Raw genomic sequence first — 18,531 nt, 5'->3', positions numbered from 1 at the left:
GACCTCCACCATACGTCGCCTTGGATACCGTATGCAATATCGCCGGGACGGGCTCCGGCAAGCTGGGCACTAATTGATCAATTTCTAGTATCGCCTGCGGAAAGGCCTTGCGACAGGGGGTGTTCCACTCGGGACCACGGTGCCGGCGTACCAGCCCGGGCCAGGATTCCGGCGGCGGCGACGCAGCAGACTCCGCCGACCGTGGCCAGCACCGGCGGGTAGCCGCCGGCGACCTGGAGCAGCCCCGCCGCGCCGAGCGGCGCCACCGCCCTGACCAGGGTGACCGGGGCGGCGAGCAGGCCGGCGACACTGCCGTACGCGGCGGTGCCGTACCGGTCCGCGAGCAGCGCCGGGGCGGCGAGGCTGGCCACCCCGAACCCGAGCCCGAACGCGGTGACCGCGAGCGCGGCGCCGACCCGGGTGGTGGCGGCCAGCGGCAGGCAGAACGCGGCGGCGGCCTGGATGCCGAAGACCGTCGCCACCAGAGTGGTCAGCCGGACTCCACGTTGGGCGGCGGCCAGCAGCAGCCGCCCGGTCACCGACATCACGCCGAGCAGTCCGGCCACGGTGGCGGCGAAGGTGGCGGGATGGCCACGTTCGACGAGGAAGCCCACCAGGTGCACCGTCATGGTGCTCATCGCCCCGCTGTGCGCGACGAACGCGACCGCGAGACACCAGAACCGGCCGTCCCGCAGCGCCGCCCGGACCACCGCCGCCCGCACCGCCGGATCATCGCGCGGGGCGGGGTCCCGCTCGGAGGCGGCCAGCGCCGAGGCGCGGGACTTCGCAGAGGTCGCCGCCGACCGGGGCGGCCGCCGCAGCACGAGCGCGTGCAGCGGTACGGCGACCAGCCCGTAGCCGCCGGCGAGCACGAGCAACGCGGTCCGCCAGTCGTACCGGGCGACCAACTGGCCGGTCAGCGGCAGGAAGACGGTGCTGGCGAAGCCGGCCACCAGAATCATCCCGAGCAGTGCCCGGGACCGGCGGGCCGGGTCGAACCAGGAGATGATGACGGCGGTGGCCGCCTCGTACAGCACCATGGCCATGGTCAGGCCGAGGCCGATCAGCACCAGGTAGAGCTGGGCGACGGTGCGTACCTGGGACCAGGCGACGAGCAGGCCGGTGGCGAGCAGCGAGCCGACGGTCATCAGCCCCCGCCCGCCGTACCGGTCCAGCCACCGGCCCACCGGCACCGCCAGCACCGCCCAGCCGAGCAGGGCGCTGGTGAAGGCGCCGGTCAGCACCGTGGCCGAGGTCTCCAACGACGCGGCCATCGGGTGCAGCAGGACGGCGAAGGGGTAGTAGAGGGTGCCGTACCCGACGGTCTGGGTGACGGCCAGCGCCGCGACGATCCGCCAGCCGGGGAACCCGCTCCGGCGACCGGCACGGAGCCTGCTCCGGCGACCGGGGCGTGACAGGTCGGTGCCGGCCACCTCGCGGAATCAGCCGATCACCGGACTGCGCCGCTCCAGCAGCACCACGTCACGCCACTTGCCGTGATGCCGCCCGACCCGCTCCCGTACGCCGACGACCCGGAAGCCGGCCCGCTCGTGCAGGGTGAGGCTGGCCGCGTTCTCCGGGAACACCCCGGACTGGATCGTCCAGATCCCGGCGGCCTCGGTCGAGGCGATCAGCCCGTCCAGCAGGGCCCGCGCCACGCCCCGGCCCTGGGCGGCGGGGTGTACGTAGACGGAGTGTGCGACCACCCCGGCGTAGACGGCCCGGGCGGAGACCGCGGTGACCGCCACCCAGCCGAGCACCGTACCGGCGTCGTCCACCGCGACCAGCCGGTGCGCGGCGAGCCGACCGGCGTCGAACGCCGGCCAGCTCGGCGCGGCGGTCTCGAAGCTGGCCTGCCCGGTGTCCAGCCCGGCCTGGTAGATCGCCAGTACCGCGGCGGCATCACCCGGCTCCATCCCCCGGATCCGCATCAGCATCCTCCGATCCCCGTCGGGGCGGGCCTGCCCATCACCACGTCGGCCGCGGAGGGAAAGCAGCCGACGCAGATCTCGTTGATCCGGTAGTGCCGGGCGGTGCCGACCTGTTCGACCAGGACGAACCGCACGTCGGCGAGGATCTTCAGGTGCTGCGACACCGTGGACTGCGCCAGCCCCACCGCCGCGACGAGTTCGCCGACGCTCATCGGCCGGCCCTCCCGGGCCAGGTACGCCACGATCTGCACCCGGCTCGGGTCGGCCAGCGCCCGGAACCAGGACGCGTACTCGACCGCGACCGACCGGTCCAGCAACTCGGCCACCAGCTCCACCTTCATCGTTCGCGGACGATTGATGCTGCCACTCTATCGGAGCCCGAGCCGGGCGTCAGTCGGTGAAGTGTGGATTTCCGGCGGTCAGCCGGAGGGTGAAGGCACCCTGGCTCCTGGTGAGCACCACGTGGTTGCACGACTGATAGGTGATCCACAGGCCGAGCCCACCCGTGCCGCCGTCGGCCGCCGGCAGCAGCCCGGCGAACGGGTCCTCCGGGCCGCCACCGCCGTCGCTGACCGCAACGACGATGCGGTCCATGCCGGCCCAGAGCCGGAACCGGACCGGCGGGCGGCCGTGCCGCAGCGCGTTGGTCACCGTCTCGCTGACCGCGACGACCAGGTCCTCGACCTCCTCGGTGCGGAGCACTCCAGAGTCGGCCTCGTAAACCGCCTGCCGGGCCCGGATCGGGGACGGATCGACGAGTTCGACGAGCGGTGGCGTCCGCTGGAGCGGATCGGGCAGCGGCGGCCGCTCCTCCGTCAGGTACGCCTTCGGCTCGGTGTACGTCTCACTGGGCCGGCGGCCGTCCGCCGTGACCACCCGCGGGTGGGTACGCAGCACGTCCGCGAGCACCGGCGCCGGAGTGATCCGGGTGTCGTACGCGCACATGCTCCAGAGCGGGAAGCTGTCGTACGCATAGTTGATCGCCGATTCGTAGCGGGCCCACCAGTCCCAGGTCGCGCCGAGCGCGGCCGGCGGCACCTCCCCGATGATCCGGATCTGCCGGGCGCCGTCGGCGACGTATCCGGCCAGCATCCGCTGGTAGCTCCGGATCGCGGCGGCGGGGCGGGCGTAGAGATCGCCGCCGGGCAGGAAGGTGACGCCCGAGCCGGCGGGCAGCGCGGCCCGGACCAGCGCCCCCGTCCGCTCGCCGAGGGAGACCACCGTCGGCTCTCCGGCCGAGACGCCGCCGAGCAGGAACGGCAGCACGACGGCGAGCAGCTCGTCGTCGGAGCGGTACGGCACGGCCTCGTGGTAGTAACCCTGGTGGCCGGCGGCGGCGCCTGTCCTCATCGAGCCGCCTCGACCCGCACTCCGGACAGCCCGAGCAGTTCGACGAGGCGGGCGGCGGCGCTCCACGAGGTCCCCGGTACGACGGTCAGGACCTCCGGGACGTTGGTCACCGGGTGCAGGCAGGCCAGCTCGGCGACCGTCCGGTCGATCATGCTGGCGCCCACATCCGAGAGTCTAGGCCGCGCCAGCTCGCCGGTCACCCGCCGGGTAACCGGCCCGTCGCCCTCTGATCCGGCGGTGACCTGGGCCGGTCCGCGGGTTTGCCGGGGCGGCACCCGGGTAGGCGCCTGTCTCCTATCACCGTCGCCGGTCGGAAGGGGCGTGCGATGAGCGGTCCGGGGCAAACCGTCGGAAGTCAACCGTGGCTGCACCAGCACGACGGGCGGATCCAGGAGTTCGGCACCGTACGGCAGTTTCCGCTCGGGCTCTCCTCGGACGCCCGGATGTACTCCTGCCAGCGGCTCAACCGGGTCCTGGCCGACACCCAGATTCTGTACGCCCTCTACAAGAAGCATCACTGGTTGATGCGCGGGCCCACCTTCTACCAGCTCCACCTGCTGCTCGACAAGCACGCCGGCGAGCAACTGGCGCTGGTCGACATGCTCGCCGAACGGGTGCAGACGCTCGGCGGGGTGGCGATCGGCGACCCCCGGCACGTCGCCGAGATCACCCGGATCCCCCGGCCGCCGGACGGGGCCGAGCAGGTGCCGGTGATGCTGTCCCGGCTGCTGGAGGCGCACGAGATCATCCTGATCGAGGTACGCGACGCCGCCCGGCGGGTGGCCGAACTCGGCGACGACGGCAGCAACGACGTGCTGGTGTCGAACGTGCTGCGGACCGGCGAGCTTCAGGCGTGGTTCCTCGCCGAGCACCTGGTCGAGGTGCCGCTGGCCCGGACCTGACCGGAGGACTAGCTCGGATAGACCTCCAGCTCGGAGAGCTGACCGGCGGGCCAGCCGGTGTTGCCGGTGAACTCCAGCCGGACGTACCGGGTCGGGGTCGCCGGGAAGGTGACCGTGACGGTGTTGCCGCTGGCCGGGTTGAACTGCCGCCCGGCCGAGGCCGACAGGGTGGTGAAGGAGCTGCCGTCGGTGCTGCCGCGCACCGCCAGGGTCTGGGTACGGGTGCCCCAGGCGGGCGAGGGTGGCAGCTTCAGCACCAGCCGCCCGACCGCCGTGCTGGCCCCGAGGTCGACCTGCACCCACTGCGGGAAGACGTGGTTGGGACTCTCCCAGTAGCTGTCCGGGTTGCCGTCCACGACGTTGCCCGAGCCGTAGTTCTGGGTGTGCCCGCTCTCGGCGGTCGGCCGGCCGCGCGCCAGGTTGGTGGCCGGGGCCGGGTCGGTGGTCACGGTCACCGGATTCGACGGCGCGGAGACGTTGCCGGCGCCGTCCCGGGCGACCACCGTGAAGGTGTAGCTGGTCGCGGGGTGCAGCCCGGTCACCTGGTACGACGTGCCGGTCGGCGAGCCGAGCACGCTCGAACCCTGCCGGACCTGGTAGCCGGTCACCCCGCCGTCGTCGGTCGACGCCGTCCAGGCCAGCGAGACGCTGCTGGCCGTCTTCGCGGTGACGGTCAGGTTGCCCGGTGCGGTGGGCGGGGTGCCGGTGCCGCCGGCCACCGGCGGGGTCGGCCGGACCGGGGTCAGCGCGAGCTGACCCTTGAGCATCCGGCCACCGTCGGCGGTGATCCGCAGGTAGTAGTCGGACGAGCAGAACGTGCCGTCCTCGTCCAGTGCCCGGATGCCGGCTCCGGCCGGAGTGGTCGCCTGGGTCTCGCTGGTCTTGGCGATCTGGTTGCCCTCGTTGAACTCGTCGAACATCGAGACGTAGAGGCCCTGGGCACCGAGCCGGATCATGTTGTAGAGGTGCCGCCAGTAGAAGTCGCCGTGCCGGCGGTGCCCGGAGGAGAGGTCGCCCGGCATCACGCACGGCTGGTAGTCGATCCCCCGGGCGTTGCAGTCGGCCTGGTCGGGCTGGTTGACGTTGGTGTAGAACCAGTCCAGCCCGTCGAGGGTGCCGGTGCGGCCGACCATCCACGGCGAGATCATGTTGAACGCGTGGTAGACGTCGAGGAACCCGGGCCGGGAGTCGTTGATCCCCTCCCGCCAGTACGTCGGCACCCCGCCGATCACGTAGCAGCCCTGTGCCTTGAACCAGTTGACCACGTCCAGGCAGGGCGCCGGCGGAAACGGGCGACCGGGGTCGTTGAAGCCGAAGCCCCAGATGCAGACGACCGGCTTGCCGTTCTGCCGGGCGTACGCCGCTGAGGCGGTGTGCGCCGACATCTTCGTCGACCAGTCGACCTTGATCTCCGGCTGGAAGTTCGTCCAGCTCGTGACGTCGTACATGATGTAGTACTTCCGACCGAACCGCTCGGCCGCGTCCCGGACCTTGGCGGCCATCGCGTCCCGGGTCGGTCCCTCGTCGCCCATCGGGTTGAACCGTTGCAGCGCGGCGGTGTCGCAGTTGTGGTCCCGCATCCACCGGAAGTGCGTGTCGACGGTCTGCTGGTCGTAGGAGGAGAACAGCTCGGCCGGCGCCCCGTTGCCGAGGTTCGGGTACGCCGTCGGGTAGCCCCGGCTCAGCTCGCGCATGTCCGGCCAGGAGACGATGGTGGTGTTGCTCGGCGAGGGCGGCTGGAACCGGTCACGGCTCCAGTGCCACCAGCCGCCGATCGGCGCGCCGTCGCCGGGGCAGGCGAACCAGCCCTGGTAGCCGACCGAGATCTTGCCGACCACGTCGCCGGGCGGACTCGCCGCGCCGGCCGGGCCGGTCATCGCCGCGAGCAGTTCGGTGGTGGAGACGGCGGCCAGGGCTGAACCGGCCGCTGCGGACATCAGGAATCGTCGGCGTGCTACCGCCATGGCTGCCGCTCCTCGGGGGGAAGGGATGCGGGTCGATGCCTTAGCCTGCCAGGACCCGACACATTCTCGCAATAGTCCGACGCAAGGCTGAAAGATGCGGGACAGAGAACGGAAAGAAGAGAATCGGTTTGGGCTCAGTCCCGGCCCGACCGCCGGTCCCGGCGCGGCTGGATCCGGGCCCGCGCCCGGGCCACCTTGACCGCCCGGGTCAGGGTCTCGATGTCGTACGCCCCGTAGTGCCGGCGGTCGTTGATGAAGAAGGTCGGGGTGCCGGAGACTCCGCTGACGTCGGCCGAGTCCACGTCCTTGGCGACCCGGGCCGCGTGCTCGTTCGTCATCAGGTCCGCCTGGAACTGCTCCTGGTCGAGCCCGAGCTGGCCGGCGTACCCGACCAGGTCGTCGAGGCGCAGCCGGTCCTGGTGGTCGAGCAGCAGGTCGTGCATCTCCCAGAAGGCGCCCTGGGCGGCCGCCGCCTCCGCCGCCTCCGCCGCGAGCTGTGCCTGCGGATGGACGTCGGTCAACGGCAGGTGCCGCCAGACGTAACGCAGGTCGGCGTCGGTCAGCAGCTCGCGTACCGCGGGTTCGGCCTGGCCGCAGTACGGGCACTGGAAGTCGCCGTACTCGACCACCGTGACGGAGGCGTCCGCCGGACCGCGAACATGGTCCCGGCGGGGGTCGACCGGCGGGGCGAGGTCGAGGAGCTGGTCCGCGTCGCCGAGCAGCGCACGGGTCCGTCGCGGCTTCGGCAGCGCCGCGGTGATCCGGAAGACGACCCAGGTGAGCAGGGAGGCGACCACCGACGCGGCCAGCACCCCGATCTTCGCCTCGGCGAGTTGGTCGCCGCGGAAGGCGAGCGTGGCGATCAGCAGCGACAGGGTGAAGCCGATGCCGGAGATGGTGCCGCTGGCGAGAACGCCGGCCCAGCCGACCGACGGCCGGATCCGGCCCCCGGAGATCTGCTGCACCAGCCAGGAGACCCCGGCGACCGCGACCGGCTTGCCGACGACGTACCCGAGGAAGACGCCGAGGGTCACCGGGGCGGTGACGGCCCGGGAGAGGAACTCGGCGTCGAGCGCGATACCGGCGTTGGCCAGGCCGAAGAGCGGGACGATGAGATAGCTCGACCACGGGTGGTACATCCGCTGGAGCCGGTCGTTGGGCGACAGGGAGCGGGTCAGGCCGATCGTGGCGCTGCGGGCCAGTTCGGCGGTGGGCTGCTCCCGGAACAGCTTGAACAGGCCGCTGGCGTACTCCAGGGCACCCCGGGCCGGCGAGTACGCGGTCGCGGTGAGGCCGATGGCGAGCCCGGCCACCACCGGCTCCACCCCGCTGGCCAGCAACGCGGCCCAGAGCGCGACGCAGAACGGGAGGTAGACCAAGCCGCGCCGCACCCCGAGCGCCCGCAGCCCGAGCAGTACCGCGAAGAGCCCGATCGCCACAACCAGCGGCAGCACGTCGACGTGCTCGGTGTAGACCACCGCGATCACGACCAGCGCCACCAGGTCGTCGACCACGAACACCGTCAGCAGGAAGATCCGCACCTGGTCGGGTACGCCACGGCCGAGCAGCGAGATCAGGCCGAGCGCGAGCGCGGTGTCGGTGGACATCGCCACGCCCCAGCCGTGCGCCCCGGGACCGCCCCGGTTGACCAGCAGGTAGATCCCGACCGGGACCGCCATCCCGACCACGCCCGCCGCGAGCGGGAGCACGAACCGCCGCCGGTCCCGCAGGTCGCCGAGGTCGAACTCCCGGCGCGCCTCCAGACCCACCACCAGGAAGAACAGGGTCATCAGGCCGCTGTTCACCCAGGTACGCAGGTCGTACGCCACGCCGACGCCGTCGAGCCGGATCGACAGCTCGGTGCCCCACACCGCCTCGTACGACGATGTGTGGATGTTCGCCCAGACCAGCGCCGCGGCGATGGCCGCCACCAGTATCCCGGCGCTGCCCGACTCGGTACGCGCGAACCGCCGCAGCGGCGCGGCGATGTCCTGGGCCCAGGCCGTCCGGCCGGAAAACCGGGACGAAGGCGGATCGGTCACCGGTATCCCCCGTCCGGTCAGCCATCTGCGCCCGGAGGCACGAACCCGACACACGAGCCTTCCGGGCGGGAACCCGGCCGCGCCTCGTCCGCGCCCGCTCCGGGTCTCGACCCCCGAGATTTACCACGTTCCGGCCGGTCGGCTGGGCCGCTCCGCCGAACCGTGTCGGGGAATCCGCACCCCGGAGCGGGCGTTGTGCCGGACGGAAACCGCGGAGAATCCGCCGGTAGCAGACGGAGGGGAGCAGTCATGAAGGTCCGCAGCTCGCTCCGGGCGTTGAAGCAGAAGCCGGGCTCGGTGGTGGTACGCCGGCGCGGCCGGGTGGTCGTGGTGAACCGCGCCAACCCGCAGTGGAAGAGCCGCCAGGGCTGACACCGGCCCGCCAGGTGCCGGGCGGAGTTCGCCGAGGTCATCCGGTGGCCCGTCCCGCACCTGCCAGTCGGGCGTGCGGTCCGGTGCCCGGCGGGACGAACGCGGCCGGCCAGCGACGCGGGTAGATATATTGTGTCGGTTCCACCACACTGAGCCTCTTCCACCTACCCCTTGCGCTGCGGTGGACGGCAGGGTCGGACGCGGTGCGTGAGCGTCGCCCGGTTCAGGTGGAGAAGGTTCACTGCGCAGGCCGATGTCCGCGAGGCATGGAGGACGGGTGACCGACTGGTCGGGCGAACGATCGCCGGGACTGTCGCACCGGGACGTGGCCCGGGTGGAGACCGTCGCCGAACTGGCCGCGCTGCTGCGTCAACTCCGGCGCCGGGAGGCCCGGCTGGAGGGGGCGAGCCCGCTCACCTACCGCGATCTGGCGGCCAAGACCGGCTGGTCGCGGGGCATCCTCGGCGAGTACTTCGCCGGCCGGGTGCTGCCGCCCACCGACCGGTTCGACATCCTGATCCGGCTGCTCGGCGCCACCCCTGCCGAGCAGGGCGCCCTGGCCACCGCCCGGGACCGGGTCGAGGAACGACGCCGGTCCACCGGATCGGCCGGTCCGGTCGCCCCGGCCGTCCCGTCCCCGCGCCAGCTTCCGCCGGCCGTGCCCGGTTTCGCGGGCCGGGCCAGCCAGCTCGCCGAACTCGACCGGCTGCTGGAGGCCGATCCGGCCGCGCCGGTAGCGCTGATCACCGCCGTCTCCGGCACGGCCGGGGTCGGCAAGACCGCGCTGGCCCTGCACTGGGCGCACCGGGTCGCCGACCGGTTCGCCGACGGGCAGCTCTACCTCAACCTGCGCGGCTTCGACCCGGCCGGAGCGCCGGTCGCCCCGGCCGAGGCGGTCCGTACGATGCTCGACGCCCTCGGAGTGCCGCCGCAGCGGATCCCCGCGACCCTGGACGCGCAGGCGGCCCTCTACCGGGGGCTGCTCGCCGAACGGCACGTGCTGGTGGTGCTCGACAACGCGCGGGACGCCGACCAGGTACGCCCGCTGCTGCCCGGTGGCCCCGCCTGCCGGGTCCTGGTGACCAGCCGCAACCCGCTCGCCGGCCTGCTCAGCACCGGAGGCGCCCGACCGATCACCCTGGACCTGCTCACCCGCACCGAGGCCCGGCAGCTACTGGCCGCCCGGATCGGTGCCGCCCGGGTGGCGGCCGAACCAGAGGCGGTCGACGACATCGTCATCGCCTGCACCCGGCTACCGCTGGGGCTGGCGATCGTGGCGGCCCGGGCGGCGCTGCACCCCGAGTTTCCGCTCGGCGCGCTGGCCGGGGAACTCCGTGACGCTCGGGGCGGACTGGCCGCCTTCGCCGGCACCGATCCGGCCTCCGACGTACGCGCGGTCTTCTCCTGGTCGTACCGGGCGCTCAGTTCCGCCGCCGCCCGGCTGTTCCGGCTGCTCTCCCTGCACCCCGGACCCAGTGTCGGCGCACCGGCGGCAGCCAGCCTCGCCGGCCTGCCGCCGCACCAGGTCCGGCCGCTGCTCGCCGAGCTGACCGACGCCAACCTGGTCGCCGAGCAAGGCCCCGGCCGGTACGCCTGCCACGACCTGCTGGTCGCGTACGCGGCCGAGCTGACCGCCGGGATCGACCCGGAGCAGGAGCGGCGGGCCGCGAGCCGCCGGGTACTCGACCACTACCTGCACACGGCGCACGCCGCGGATCGCCGGTTGGACCCGCACCGCGACCCGATCCCGCTGCTAACCGCCTCGCCCGGCGTCACACCGGGGCAGATCGCCGACCACGGCGCCGCTCTTGCCTGGTTCGACGCCGAACTGCCGGCGCTGCTGGCGAGCGCGGAGGAGGCCGCCACCGCCCGGCTCGACCGGCACCTGTGCCGGCTGACCCGGACCATGGCGCACGCCCTGGAGCGCCGGGGACACTGGCACCGGTGGGCCGCGGTGCAGGAACTCGCCGTGGCGGCGGCCCAGCGGCTGAACGACCCGGCCGAGGAGGCACACGCCCGGCGGAGTCTCGGCCGGTCCCAGGTCCACCTCGGACGGATCGACCGGGCCACCGACCATTTCGAGACCGCACACCGGCTCTACCGGCTGGCCGCCGACCGGCTCGGACAGGGCCGGATCCAGTTCGACCTGAGCTGGATCGCGGTCCGGCAGGACCGCTACCCCGACGCGCTGCGGCACAGCAGGGAGGCGCTCGCGCTGTTCACCGCCGCGGGAAGCCGCTCCGGACAGGGTCGGGCGCTCAACAACATCGGCTGGTGCCTGAGCTGGCTCGGGCAGCACGAGGAGGCCGTCGACTACTGCCGACGGGCCCTCGACACGCTGCTGGAACTCGACGACCGGTTCGGCGCCGCCGACGGCTGGGACAGCCTCGGGCACGCCCAGCACGAACTCGGCCGGTACCGGGAGGCGGCCGAGTCGTACCAGCAGTCGTACGCCCTCTGGCGGGAGTTGGGCCACCGCTATCAGGAGGCGGACCTGCTGGCCCGGCTCGGCGACACCCAGTCGGCGATCGGTGACCTCGACGCCGCCTCGGACACCTGGCACCGGGCGCTCGACATCCTGGACGACCTCGACCACCCGGACGCGGAGCAGGTGAAGGCCCGCCTGCACCGGGTCGGCCGGGCACCGGACCGCTGACCCCGGCATCCGGAATCGCCCCTCGATCGGACCCCGCCCGGCCGAGCACGCTCCCCGCACAGCCCGCAACTCCGGCGCGCCCCGCGCGTCGGTCGGGTCGGCCGGGTGGAGCCGTCCGCCCGGATCTCCGCGCGGCGTCCCTGGTGCGGATGCCGGGTCGACGCGTGACCACGCCGACCCGGGCCCGCCCGGACACCCCCTCGCCGTCCGGGCGGCACCCGGGGCGGCCACCGCCGCCGGCCGGCCGCGCGGCTGGCGATGGCGAATCCGCGCCGGAGGGTCCGGCCGGCGGTGCCCTCCGGTGCCGCCGACGGGTGCGCGCGACCGACCCTGCCGCCCGGCGGGACAGAACTCCCGGGATCTTGGACCGGGTTGGACACGGTTGGACATGGCAGGCGGTCAGCGGCCGGGATGGGCGGACGCCCGGGCGCCCGGGTCGCGGGATGGGACGCCACGCTCGCCGTCACCGCGGCCGAGCAGACCCCGTCGATCCAGTAGCTCGCGGGCGGGCGGCGTGCCGACCGTTCGGGGTCGGCAGGTCCGGGTCGACAATACGATCCATTCGTCGAGCGACATGCCGGAATCGGGGGTCACTCCTCGACGGCGGAGATCGGATCCGGCATCGCCGATAGCTTCCGCTACCACCAGGGCACGCGGAATGCGCCGGCGGCGCGCAGGGGCCGGCGCATTAACGCCTGGAATGCGTACGCCAGGACCGGCGGCGGACTTCCGCCGGGTGTTTGCGCGGGAGCGCGCCTTGCAGGTGGCTATTGCGCGGGCAAGCCATCGGCGCCGATGTCCACCCCTGCGCCGGACCACTTTCCGGCGATCACGATTTCCGGCTGGTACGCCGGGCTTGCCGGCACCGCCGGTACGGTCAGTACCGGCCGGACGTATGGCCAGAATCGCCTTGGTCGACAGGGCGGAGCGCTCCTGACCTGCTCCTCCATGATCGACAGTCCGAACCGGACCGACCCACCCGGCCGACGGCGATCGGCGGCGGTGACACCCCGGTCGGCCGACCGGAACAGACTTTCGGCCAACCCGTCGTACGGACGAACAAGTCACCCGACCGAATCGTTCCGCGACATCGACCGGACAGCCGGAACGATGGTTTTGTGTGAAAAAAAGCAGACGGTACGCTGGCCCGCACTTGAGGCCGTGGATAAGCTGCCTCCCGATTGCGCGCCACCCGATTAGCGCCACCCATTGCAAGCCCGCCCGAGTGCGCCAGGGATGCCGATGGACTTCTTTTCCCGCAGACGCGTCGAGAAACGCCATGATCAATCCACTACCGGCCTGCGCCGATCCGGCGACCTCCGGAGCACACCGTTGCGCAGGGCAAGGAAGCCTCGGCACTCCGGTCTGTTCGCGGCCGTCAGCCGGCTCGACACCGAGATCGACCCGGCGGCCCGCGCCGAGCTGGCCCGCTGGGTCCGGGAGCAGTACGAGACCGAGTACGGGGACATCCCGCTGGGCTTCATGGCGCGCTGCTACCTCGGCCCGCCCTACGTCGACCACCGGCTCGACCTGCTGCACGACATCGTGGAGCACTTCGCCCCCGCCGACGGAGTACCCGAGCCGTTCGCCCAGGCCAGGATGCTCGCCCGCAACGACGCGTACGCCTTCGTCGAGGTGTACGCCAGCGGCGAGATCCGGCCCGTCTTCGCCGACGGAACCGTCGTCTCCGACAGCGGCGGATCCGCTCCCGTCTAGCCGATTTGGACCGCCCATGTCTGAGATAGATCACCACCTTCGTCGCCAGGTCAACGAGGTGCAGCACGCGGTCGCCGCGCTGGACCACACGTTGGGCCTGGTCAACCAGCAGGTCTACGACATCGGCAACAAGCAGCAGGAGTCGCACGACAAGCTGCTGGAGCTGCGCGACGAGTTCCGCCGCCATGTCGCCCGGACCGAACGGATCGCCAACCTCCAGCGCGCCGAAACCCGGGTCGGGGCGTTGCAGGGCGAGCTGGAGCACCAGTTCGGCCACCACAAGGTGGTCCGGCGCACCGCGGTCGGGATGCTCCAGGCCTTCGACGTGGGGCTGGTCTCCGAGGAGACCGTCCGGGAGGTCGGCGAACAGCTCATGGTGCAGACCCCCAGATACTGGCTCGCCCCGGTGCTGGTCGCCCTCGCCGCGTGGGCCGGCGACGACCAGGACCTCTGCGGGCGCGCGATCGAGGAGGCGTTCCGCCGGTCACCGGACCGGACCTCCCTGTTCATGGCCCTGGTGCTGCGCCGCCAGGGCCGGCGGGCCAGCTCGGTGCGCTGGCTGCGGCACTACCTGGCCGCGCAGGACCCGGCGGCGCTGGGCCGGGACTTCGCGGTCATCCTGGAGGCGATCTCGCACGGCGCCTTCGGTCCGGCCGGCCTCGAACTCGTCCGGGACTTCCTCGACCGGTGCCGACGGCAACTGCTCTCCGACGAGTCGATGCAGCGCGCCCAGGTCGACCGGTGGCGGCACGAACTGGAGAGCCTGGTCGGCACGGTACCGGCCGCGGCCCGGTTCCCCCGGCTCGCCGAGGTGTCGCCGCAGTGGCCACAGATGGACACCGCGCTCGTCCGGGCCGAGAGCCACCGATCGGTGGTGGACAAGTACACCGCGATGCTGGCCGAGGAGATCGTGCCGAACGACCGGCTGGAGGACGCGGTCGACGACATCCTGGACCGGCTGGTCGCCGAGTACGACACCGAGGAGCTGCCACTGCGCCGGGAGCTGGCCCGGAGCCAGGCGGTCATCGCGCACGACGGCGACCTCGAAGCGGCCACCCGGACCGTCGACGCCGGGTCGGCCGCGCTGGAGAGCACCCTCGACTACCTGACGATCCAGACCACCGCCGCGCTCGACCCGGCCGCGATCGGAGTGTCCCGCTCGACCCAGCGGATAGCGGTCTCCGCCTGCCACGAGTGGCTCGGCACCGCGCACGCCGAGTTCACCCGCGACTACCGCCTGGTCGTACCGTCCGACGTGGAGGCGGCCTTCGAGGGGACGCACAACCCCGGCGCGCAGGCGTTCCAGCTACCGAGGTGGACCGGCTCGTTCACCCGGCCGTTGGAGGACCTGGAACGGTCCCTGGTGGACCACTGGGACCGGCACGGCAAGCCGTACATCGACGGGTTCGCGTTCAACTGGGGTAAGGCGCTGGTGTTGCCGATCGCGGTGCTGAGCGCCGTACTGCTGGTCTTCGGGGTATGCGGCAGCATCGGGTTCGGCCTGCTGGCGGCCGTGCTCGGCGGCGGCATCTGGGCGCTGGTGCTCTACAGCCAGTCCCAGGCCGCGCAGCGCCGGCAATCCGAAGCGGCGGAGTTGATCGCACGGGCCCGGCAGGACTCGCTCGCCCAACTGCGCGGCGCGCACGCCGAACTCACCGACTGGACCAGCCAGTTCAAGGCGGCCGACGGCACGGAGGCACAGGTCCGGACGCTCATCGCCGAACTCGCCAGCGCCGGGCAGACCGTCTCGCCGTACGAGCGGCGCACCGTCGCGGCCGCCGAGCAGGGTCACCGCGCAGACAGGAGCATGGCATGAACACCTCCCCCGACGCTCCGGCCGGGCCGACACCGGCGCCCGCCGCCGTACCGTGGGCCCGCCAGCCGGCCGTACCCGGGCAGCGCGCCACCGCCCGGACCCGGCGGATCGCCGACGGGCTGCCCGGCTGGGAGCCGCTGCCGCCCGGCGAGATCCTCGTCCAGCGTCCTCGCGGGCAGTGACGCGGTGTGGGGCGGCGGTGGACAGTACGCGGCCTGGGCCTCGTTCCTCGAACGCTGGGCCGCGGGTGAGCGGGTCGACCCGGACACGCTGCCGGCGCTGGAGCCGGCGGACTTCCCCGGCGACGGTTGGGAGCGACTGACCAACCGGATCAGCGACGCGCTGTCCCGCCGGCTCCGGTCCTGGTCACAGGCGCTCGCCCGGTCGATGAGCCAGTCCCGGGACGAGTTCGAGGCGGCCCGGGCGCTCGGGCACGCCCGGTGGAGCCTCCAGCCGATCCGGGCGCTGGCCGGACACCCCGGCCTGCCCACCGAGCTCGCCGGGAAACTGGTCGAGGCGGTGGACCGGGGGGTGCGGGCGGCGCAGCAGTCGCTCGTCGACGACCTCGACCTGGCCCGCCGCTCCGGCCTCGACGAGCGGATCGTCCAGGCCCGGCTGCGGACCGTCCGGGACAACCCGTTGACCGTGCTGGTCGGGCAGCCGGCCGAGGCCGAGCCACCCGGGCCGGCCGGATGGTACGCCGACCCGACCCGGACCACCCGACGCCGGATCATCGCCGACTGACTCCCGCACCCCGCCCCCGTGGCCCTGACCCGTTCCGGAAGGAGCGAGCGTGTCCAACTACGCCGAGTCCCGTCGGGACCTCGACAGTTACATCGCCGCCCGGGTACCCCTGATCGGCGTACGCACCATCGAACAGGTCAGGGCGATCCGCCTGGTCAAGGACGTGGCGGCGAACCCGAAGCGCAGCCAACTGCCGTTCTGGATCTACACCCGGGCCACCGGCATCCGCGACCTGCGCAACAACTCCTCCGCCCAGGAGGACCGCTCGCTGGTCGGGGCGATGGACTTCGCCGCCGCCCAGTTCACCAGCCGGGCCAACGCCACCGTGGTGCTCGTCGACCCGGACGACCTCGGCGACGACAACGCCGCCGCCCGGCACGTCGCCGAGCTGGCCCGGCTCGCCGACGCCAACTCCGGCAGCATCATCGTGGTCACCGACACGCCACTGTGGAGCGGCTTGCAGCGGCTGGGCATGAGCGTGACGCTCGACCTGCCGGACGCCACCGAGATGTACGAGGTGATCGTCGACTTCCTCGGCGACCACCACGGGGTGGTGCCGATCGCCTGGACCGAATCCGACGCCCGGCGCGCCGCCGAGTTCCTGGTCGGGGTACCGGAGGGGACCGCGGTCAACGTACTGGCGACGATCGTGACGAAGGGCTCGGTGGACCGGGAGGACGTCGAACGGCTCGCCGAGTTCAAGGACAAGCACTTCGGTGACCTGGCCGGGCTGGAACGCGTACACCTCAAGGAGGCCGACCACCAGGTGGGCGGGCTGACCAGCCTGCGGAGCTGGCTGCGGCGCCGGCACCAGATCATGGTGGCCGACCTGCGCGGCACCGAACTCCGGCCGCCGCGCGGAGTGCTGCTGGTCGGGGTACCGGGCTGCGGCAAGTCGCTGTCGGCCAAGGCCGTCGCCGCGCAGTGGCGGCTGCCGCTGTACCGGATGGACCTCGCCGCCATCCTCGGCCAGTACGTCGGGCAGTCCGAGGGCCGGCTCCGGGAGGCGCTCGACACGGCCGACCGGGTGGCACCCTGCGTGCTCTGGATCGACGAGATCGAGAAGGGGCTGGCCGGGCAGAACGACAGCACCGGCGTGGGCCGGCGGATGGTCGGCCAGTTCCTGTTCTGGCTCCAGGAGTCCCGGTCCCGGGTCTTCGTCGTGGCCACCTCGAACGACATCCGGTCGCTGCCACCGGAGTTGCTCCGCAAGGGCCGCTTCGACGAGCTGTTCTTCGTGGACCTGCCGGACGCCGAGGACCGTGGCGACATCGTCCGCCTCTACTACCGCCGGTACGTCCGGCAGGAGCCACCGCCCGAACTCGTCGACAAGCTCGTCGCGCTCTCGGACGGCTTCGCCGGCTCCGACATCGAGGCCGCGCTGCACGAGGTGGGCGCCGAGGTACTGCTGAACGGCGGCACCGACGCGCTGCGCCCGGAGTTCGTGCTGGACACCTTCGCCAACACGTACCCGCTGAGCCGGACGAACCCGGAGCAGATCGAGGAGATCCGGGCCTGGGGCCGGGAGCGGGCGATACCGGCAGGACGGTCGATCGGGGCGTCGAGCACCGACGGCGGGTACCCGAAGCGTCGCGTGCTGGTGGTGGACGAGCCGTGACCGGCGACGACGACGGCCCGGCGCCGGCCACGCCAGCCGTCTGGGACCTGCGGAACCTGGTCGGCGACCTGGCCGACCGGGGCCCTGCGGTGCCGCCCACCGTCCAGGCCGATGCGACGGTCGGGGACGGCAGCGCGGCGACGAGCGACGGTACGACGGTCGGGGGCGGCGCGGCGACCGGTGTCGCGCCCCGGTCGGGGAACGAACCGGTGGTCGGGGCCGATTCCGGACTCGTCGGCGGCCTGCTGGCCGGAGTCGGCTCCGCACAGGGGATCGGCCCCGGTGGCGCCCTGCCCCGGATCGCTCGGCTGGCCGGCGTGATGGTGCTGGTGGCACTGGCGGTCTCCGCCGCCGTGGTGCTGGCGGCCGGTGAAGGGAGCGACGGCGGCGCGGACCCGGCAGCCGAGGTAGCCGGGCCGGACGCGGCCGAGCCGACCGGCTGGCGGGCCACCGAAGCCGGCCCGGCCGCATCGGGCTGGACGGAGGCGCCGGCCGAACCGGGCTCGACGGATACGCCGGCATCGGGCTGGACCACCGCACCGGCCGGTTCGGAGTCGACCGCCGGGGCCGAGGCGGCAGCCCTGGCGGCGCTGCACGAGCTGCGGCTCGGCGACCAGCCGCTGATCCGGCTCGACGGCCGGTACGCCGCCCAACTGGCCTCGAAGAGCGTCGGCATCGTGGACCCGCGGCAGGTGGCGGCGAACGGCTCGCACACCTTCCACGCGGTCGACATCCTGGCCGAGCACCGCCGGATCCGGGCCGAGACCGCCCGGGAGGCGCCGGTTGTGCTGCTGCTCAGCACCGACGTCGGCAAGCGGCAGTTGTACCGGGGCCAGCCGCTCTGGATCACCGTGGCGCTGGTCGCCGCCGACCGGCCGGCCGACGTGGTGGCCTGGTGCGCCGAGCGCTTTCCCGAGTTGACCGGTGCGGCGCTGACGAACCGGTGCCTCCCCCGCCGCCTGGAGCCGTGACATGCCCGACGATTCCCCGCCGCCCTGGGCCCGGCGCCGCCGGCCGGCGGCGCCGGGCCCCGACCGCAACCTCCCCGCGCCGGAGGCCACCTCCACCACCGTCGCCGGATCTGCCGGGCAGCCGCCCGAAGCCCCGCCGGTCGCCGAGGGCCACCGACCCGCCGCCGGGAACGACGCGCTCTTTCCCGACCGGCCGCCCGACGGCGACGCCTATCTGTTCCCGCCCACGCCGGCCCGGAGCCGGGTTCCCGAGCCCGACTCCGAGCCCGCCGGCTCGGCGGGGACCGGCCCGGCCCGGGAGCGGCGCCGGCTGACCGAGGCCGGCCCGCCCCCGCCGGGACCGGCCCTCAGCCGGACCGCTGCGCAACCGCCGGCCGGCCCGCAACCGCCGGCCGGTCCGCAACCGCCACCCGGTCCGCAACCGCCACCCGGTCCGCAACCGCCACCCG

At 73.0% G+C, this 18,531-nt stretch carries 16 protein-coding genes and 1 pseudogene; 10 read left to right on the top strand and 7 right to left on the bottom strand.

Going from position 1 to position 18,531, the window contains the following annotated elements; genetic code table 11:
* Positions 1-77: 77 nt before the first annotated feature.
* From AAH979_RS03850 to AAH979_RS03830, 5 genes are read right to left on the bottom strand one after another with little or no spacing between them, the layout of a single operon-like run.
* A complete protein-coding gene (locus tag AAH979_RS03850) occupies positions 78-1,433 on the bottom strand; it encodes an MFS transporter (RefSeq protein WP_346256598.1) in 1,356 nt (451 codons plus the stop codon).
* 9 nt (positions 1,434-1,442) lie between these two features.
* On the bottom strand, positions 1,443-1,937 hold the full coding sequence (locus tag AAH979_RS03845) for an N-acetyltransferase family protein (RefSeq protein WP_346256597.1): 495 nt from the start codon (positions 1,935-1,937) through the stop codon (positions 1,443-1,445).
* Positions 1,931-2,272 carry a metalloregulator ArsR/SmtB family transcription factor gene (locus AAH979_RS03840; protein ID WP_346256596.1) on the bottom strand — a complete coding sequence of 114 codons (342 nt, stop codon included), beginning with the start codon at positions 2,270-2,272 and terminating at the stop codon, positions 1,931-1,933. The genes AAH979_RS03845 and AAH979_RS03840 overlap by 7 nt, the downstream gene beginning before the upstream one ends.
* A 49-nt stretch (positions 2,273-2,321) precedes the next feature.
* Entirely contained in the window at positions 2,322-3,281 is a 960-nt protein-coding gene (locus AAH979_RS03835) for an anti-sigma factor RsbA family regulatory protein (protein ID WP_346256595.1), read from the bottom strand.
* Entirely contained in the window at positions 3,278-3,445 is a 168-nt protein-coding gene (locus tag AAH979_RS03830) for a hypothetical protein (RefSeq protein WP_346256594.1), read from the bottom strand. Before AAH979_RS03830 ends, AAH979_RS03835 begins: the two co-directional genes overlap by 4 nt.
* A 162-nt stretch (positions 3,446-3,607) precedes the next feature.
* On the opposite strand from AAH979_RS03830, the gene AAH979_RS03825 reads away from it, so the two are divergent.
* Positions 3,608-4,183 (top strand): DNA starvation/stationary phase protection protein, encoded by a 576-nt coding sequence (locus AAH979_RS03825; protein ID WP_346256593.1) that lies wholly within the window; start codon positions 3,608-3,610, stop codon positions 4,181-4,183.
* 8 nt (positions 4,184-4,191) lie between these two features.
* On the opposite strand, the gene AAH979_RS03820 is transcribed toward AAH979_RS03825, so the two are convergent.
* Together AAH979_RS03820 and nhaA are read right to left on the bottom strand one after the other, a co-directional pair.
* Positions 4,192-6,147, bottom strand: coding sequence for a discoidin domain-containing protein (locus tag AAH979_RS03820; protein ID WP_346256592.1), 1,956 nt, complete (start codon positions 6,145-6,147; stop codon positions 4,192-4,194).
* Positions 6,148-6,281: 134 nt separating this feature from the next.
* Complete coding sequence (nhaA, locus tag AAH979_RS03815) at positions 6,282-8,189, bottom strand: Na+/H+ antiporter NhaA (RefSeq protein ID WP_346256591.1); 1,908 nt, start codon at positions 8,187-8,189, stop codon at positions 6,282-6,284.
* A 249-nt stretch (positions 8,190-8,438) separates the two neighbouring features.
* Here nhaA and AAH979_RS03810 point away from each other — a divergent pair, with 249 nt between their 5' ends.
* From AAH979_RS03810 to AAH979_RS03770, 9 genes and pseudogenes are all read left to right on the top strand, one after another.
* Positions 8,439-8,561 carry a 50S ribosomal protein L36 gene (locus AAH979_RS03810; RefSeq protein ID WP_030490864.1) on the top strand — a complete coding sequence of 41 codons (123 nt, stop codon included), beginning with the start codon at positions 8,439-8,441 and terminating at the stop codon, positions 8,559-8,561.
* 277 nt (positions 8,562-8,838) lie between these two features.
* A complete protein-coding gene (locus AAH979_RS03805) occupies positions 8,839-11,217 on the top strand; it encodes a tetratricopeptide repeat protein (protein ID WP_346256590.1) in 2,379 nt (792 codons plus the stop codon).
* 1,332 nt (positions 11,218-12,549) lie between these two features.
* A complete protein-coding gene (locus AAH979_RS03800; protein ID WP_346256589.1) occupies positions 12,550-12,933 on the top strand; it encodes a hypothetical protein in 384 nt (127 codons plus the stop codon).
* Positions 12,934-12,949: 16 nt separating this feature from the next.
* Positions 12,950-14,749, top strand: a complete 1,800-nt coding sequence (locus tag AAH979_RS03795) for a hypothetical protein (RefSeq protein WP_346256588.1) — start codon at positions 12,950-12,952, stop codon at positions 14,747-14,749.
* Positions 14,746-14,931: a hypothetical protein gene (locus AAH979_RS03790; protein ID WP_346256587.1), complete on the top strand. Its 186-nt coding sequence runs from the start codon at positions 14,746-14,748 to the stop codon at positions 14,929-14,931. The genes AAH979_RS03795 and AAH979_RS03790 overlap by 4 nt, the downstream gene beginning before the upstream one ends.
* A gap of 4 nt (positions 14,932-14,935) precedes the next feature.
* Entirely contained in the window at positions 14,936-15,493 is a 558-nt protein-coding gene (locus AAH979_RS03785) for a hypothetical protein (protein ID WP_346256586.1), read from the top strand.
* Between the two features lie 49 nt (positions 15,494-15,542).
* On the top strand, positions 15,543-17,111 hold the full coding sequence (locus AAH979_RS03780) for an AAA family ATPase (protein ID WP_346256585.1): 1,569 nt from the start codon (positions 15,543-15,545) through the stop codon (positions 17,109-17,111).
* Complete coding sequence (locus AAH979_RS03775) at positions 17,108-18,082, top strand: hypothetical protein (RefSeq protein WP_346256584.1); 975 nt, start codon at positions 17,108-17,110, stop codon at positions 18,080-18,082. The genes AAH979_RS03780 and AAH979_RS03775 overlap by 4 nt, the downstream gene beginning before the upstream one ends.
* 1 nt (position 18,083) lies before the next feature.
* A pseudogene (locus tag AAH979_RS03770) lies at positions 18,084-18,531 on the top strand (hypothetical protein); the annotation flags it as partial.

The organism is Plantactinospora sp. ZYX-F-223 (genome assembly GCF_039649625.1).
Classification (GTDB): domain Bacteria; phylum Actinomycetota; class Actinomycetes; order Mycobacteriales; family Micromonosporaceae; genus Plantactinospora.
The sequence above is the reverse complement of the archived record's forward strand: the minus strand, read 5'-3'. Positions and strand labels throughout refer to the sequence as shown.

Excerpts from the sequence above, each read along its gene's own strand:
- AAH979_RS03795 (WP_346256588.1), top strand. The coding sequence starts at position 12,950 with ATGTCTGAGATAGATCACCACCTTCGTCGCCAGGTCAACGAGGTGCAG.
- AAH979_RS03840 (WP_346256596.1), bottom strand. The coding sequence starts at position 2,272 with ATGAAGGTGGAGCTGGTGGCCGAGTTGCTGGACCGGTCGGTCGCGGTC.
- AAH979_RS03845 (WP_346256597.1), bottom strand. The coding sequence starts at position 1,937 with ATGCTGATGCGGATCCGGGGGATGGAGCCGGGTGATGCCGCCGCGGTA.
- AAH979_RS03825 (WP_346256593.1), top strand. The coding sequence starts at position 3,608 with ATGAGCGGTCCGGGGCAAACCGTCGGAAGTCAACCGTGGCTGCACCAG.
- AAH979_RS03790 (WP_346256587.1), top strand. The coding sequence starts at position 14,746 with ATGAACACCTCCCCCGACGCTCCGGCCGGGCCGACACCGGCGCCCGCC.
- AAH979_RS03810 (WP_030490864.1), top strand. The coding sequence starts at position 8,439 with ATGAAGGTCCGCAGCTCGCTCCGGGCGTTGAAGCAGAAGCCGGGCTCG.
- AAH979_RS03835 (WP_346256595.1), bottom strand. The coding sequence starts at position 3,281 with ATGAGGACAGGCGCCGCCGCCGGCCACCAGGGTTACTACCACGAGGCC.
- AAH979_RS03820 (WP_346256592.1), bottom strand. The coding sequence starts at position 6,147 with ATGGCGGTAGCACGCCGACGATTCCTGATGTCCGCAGCGGCCGGTTCA.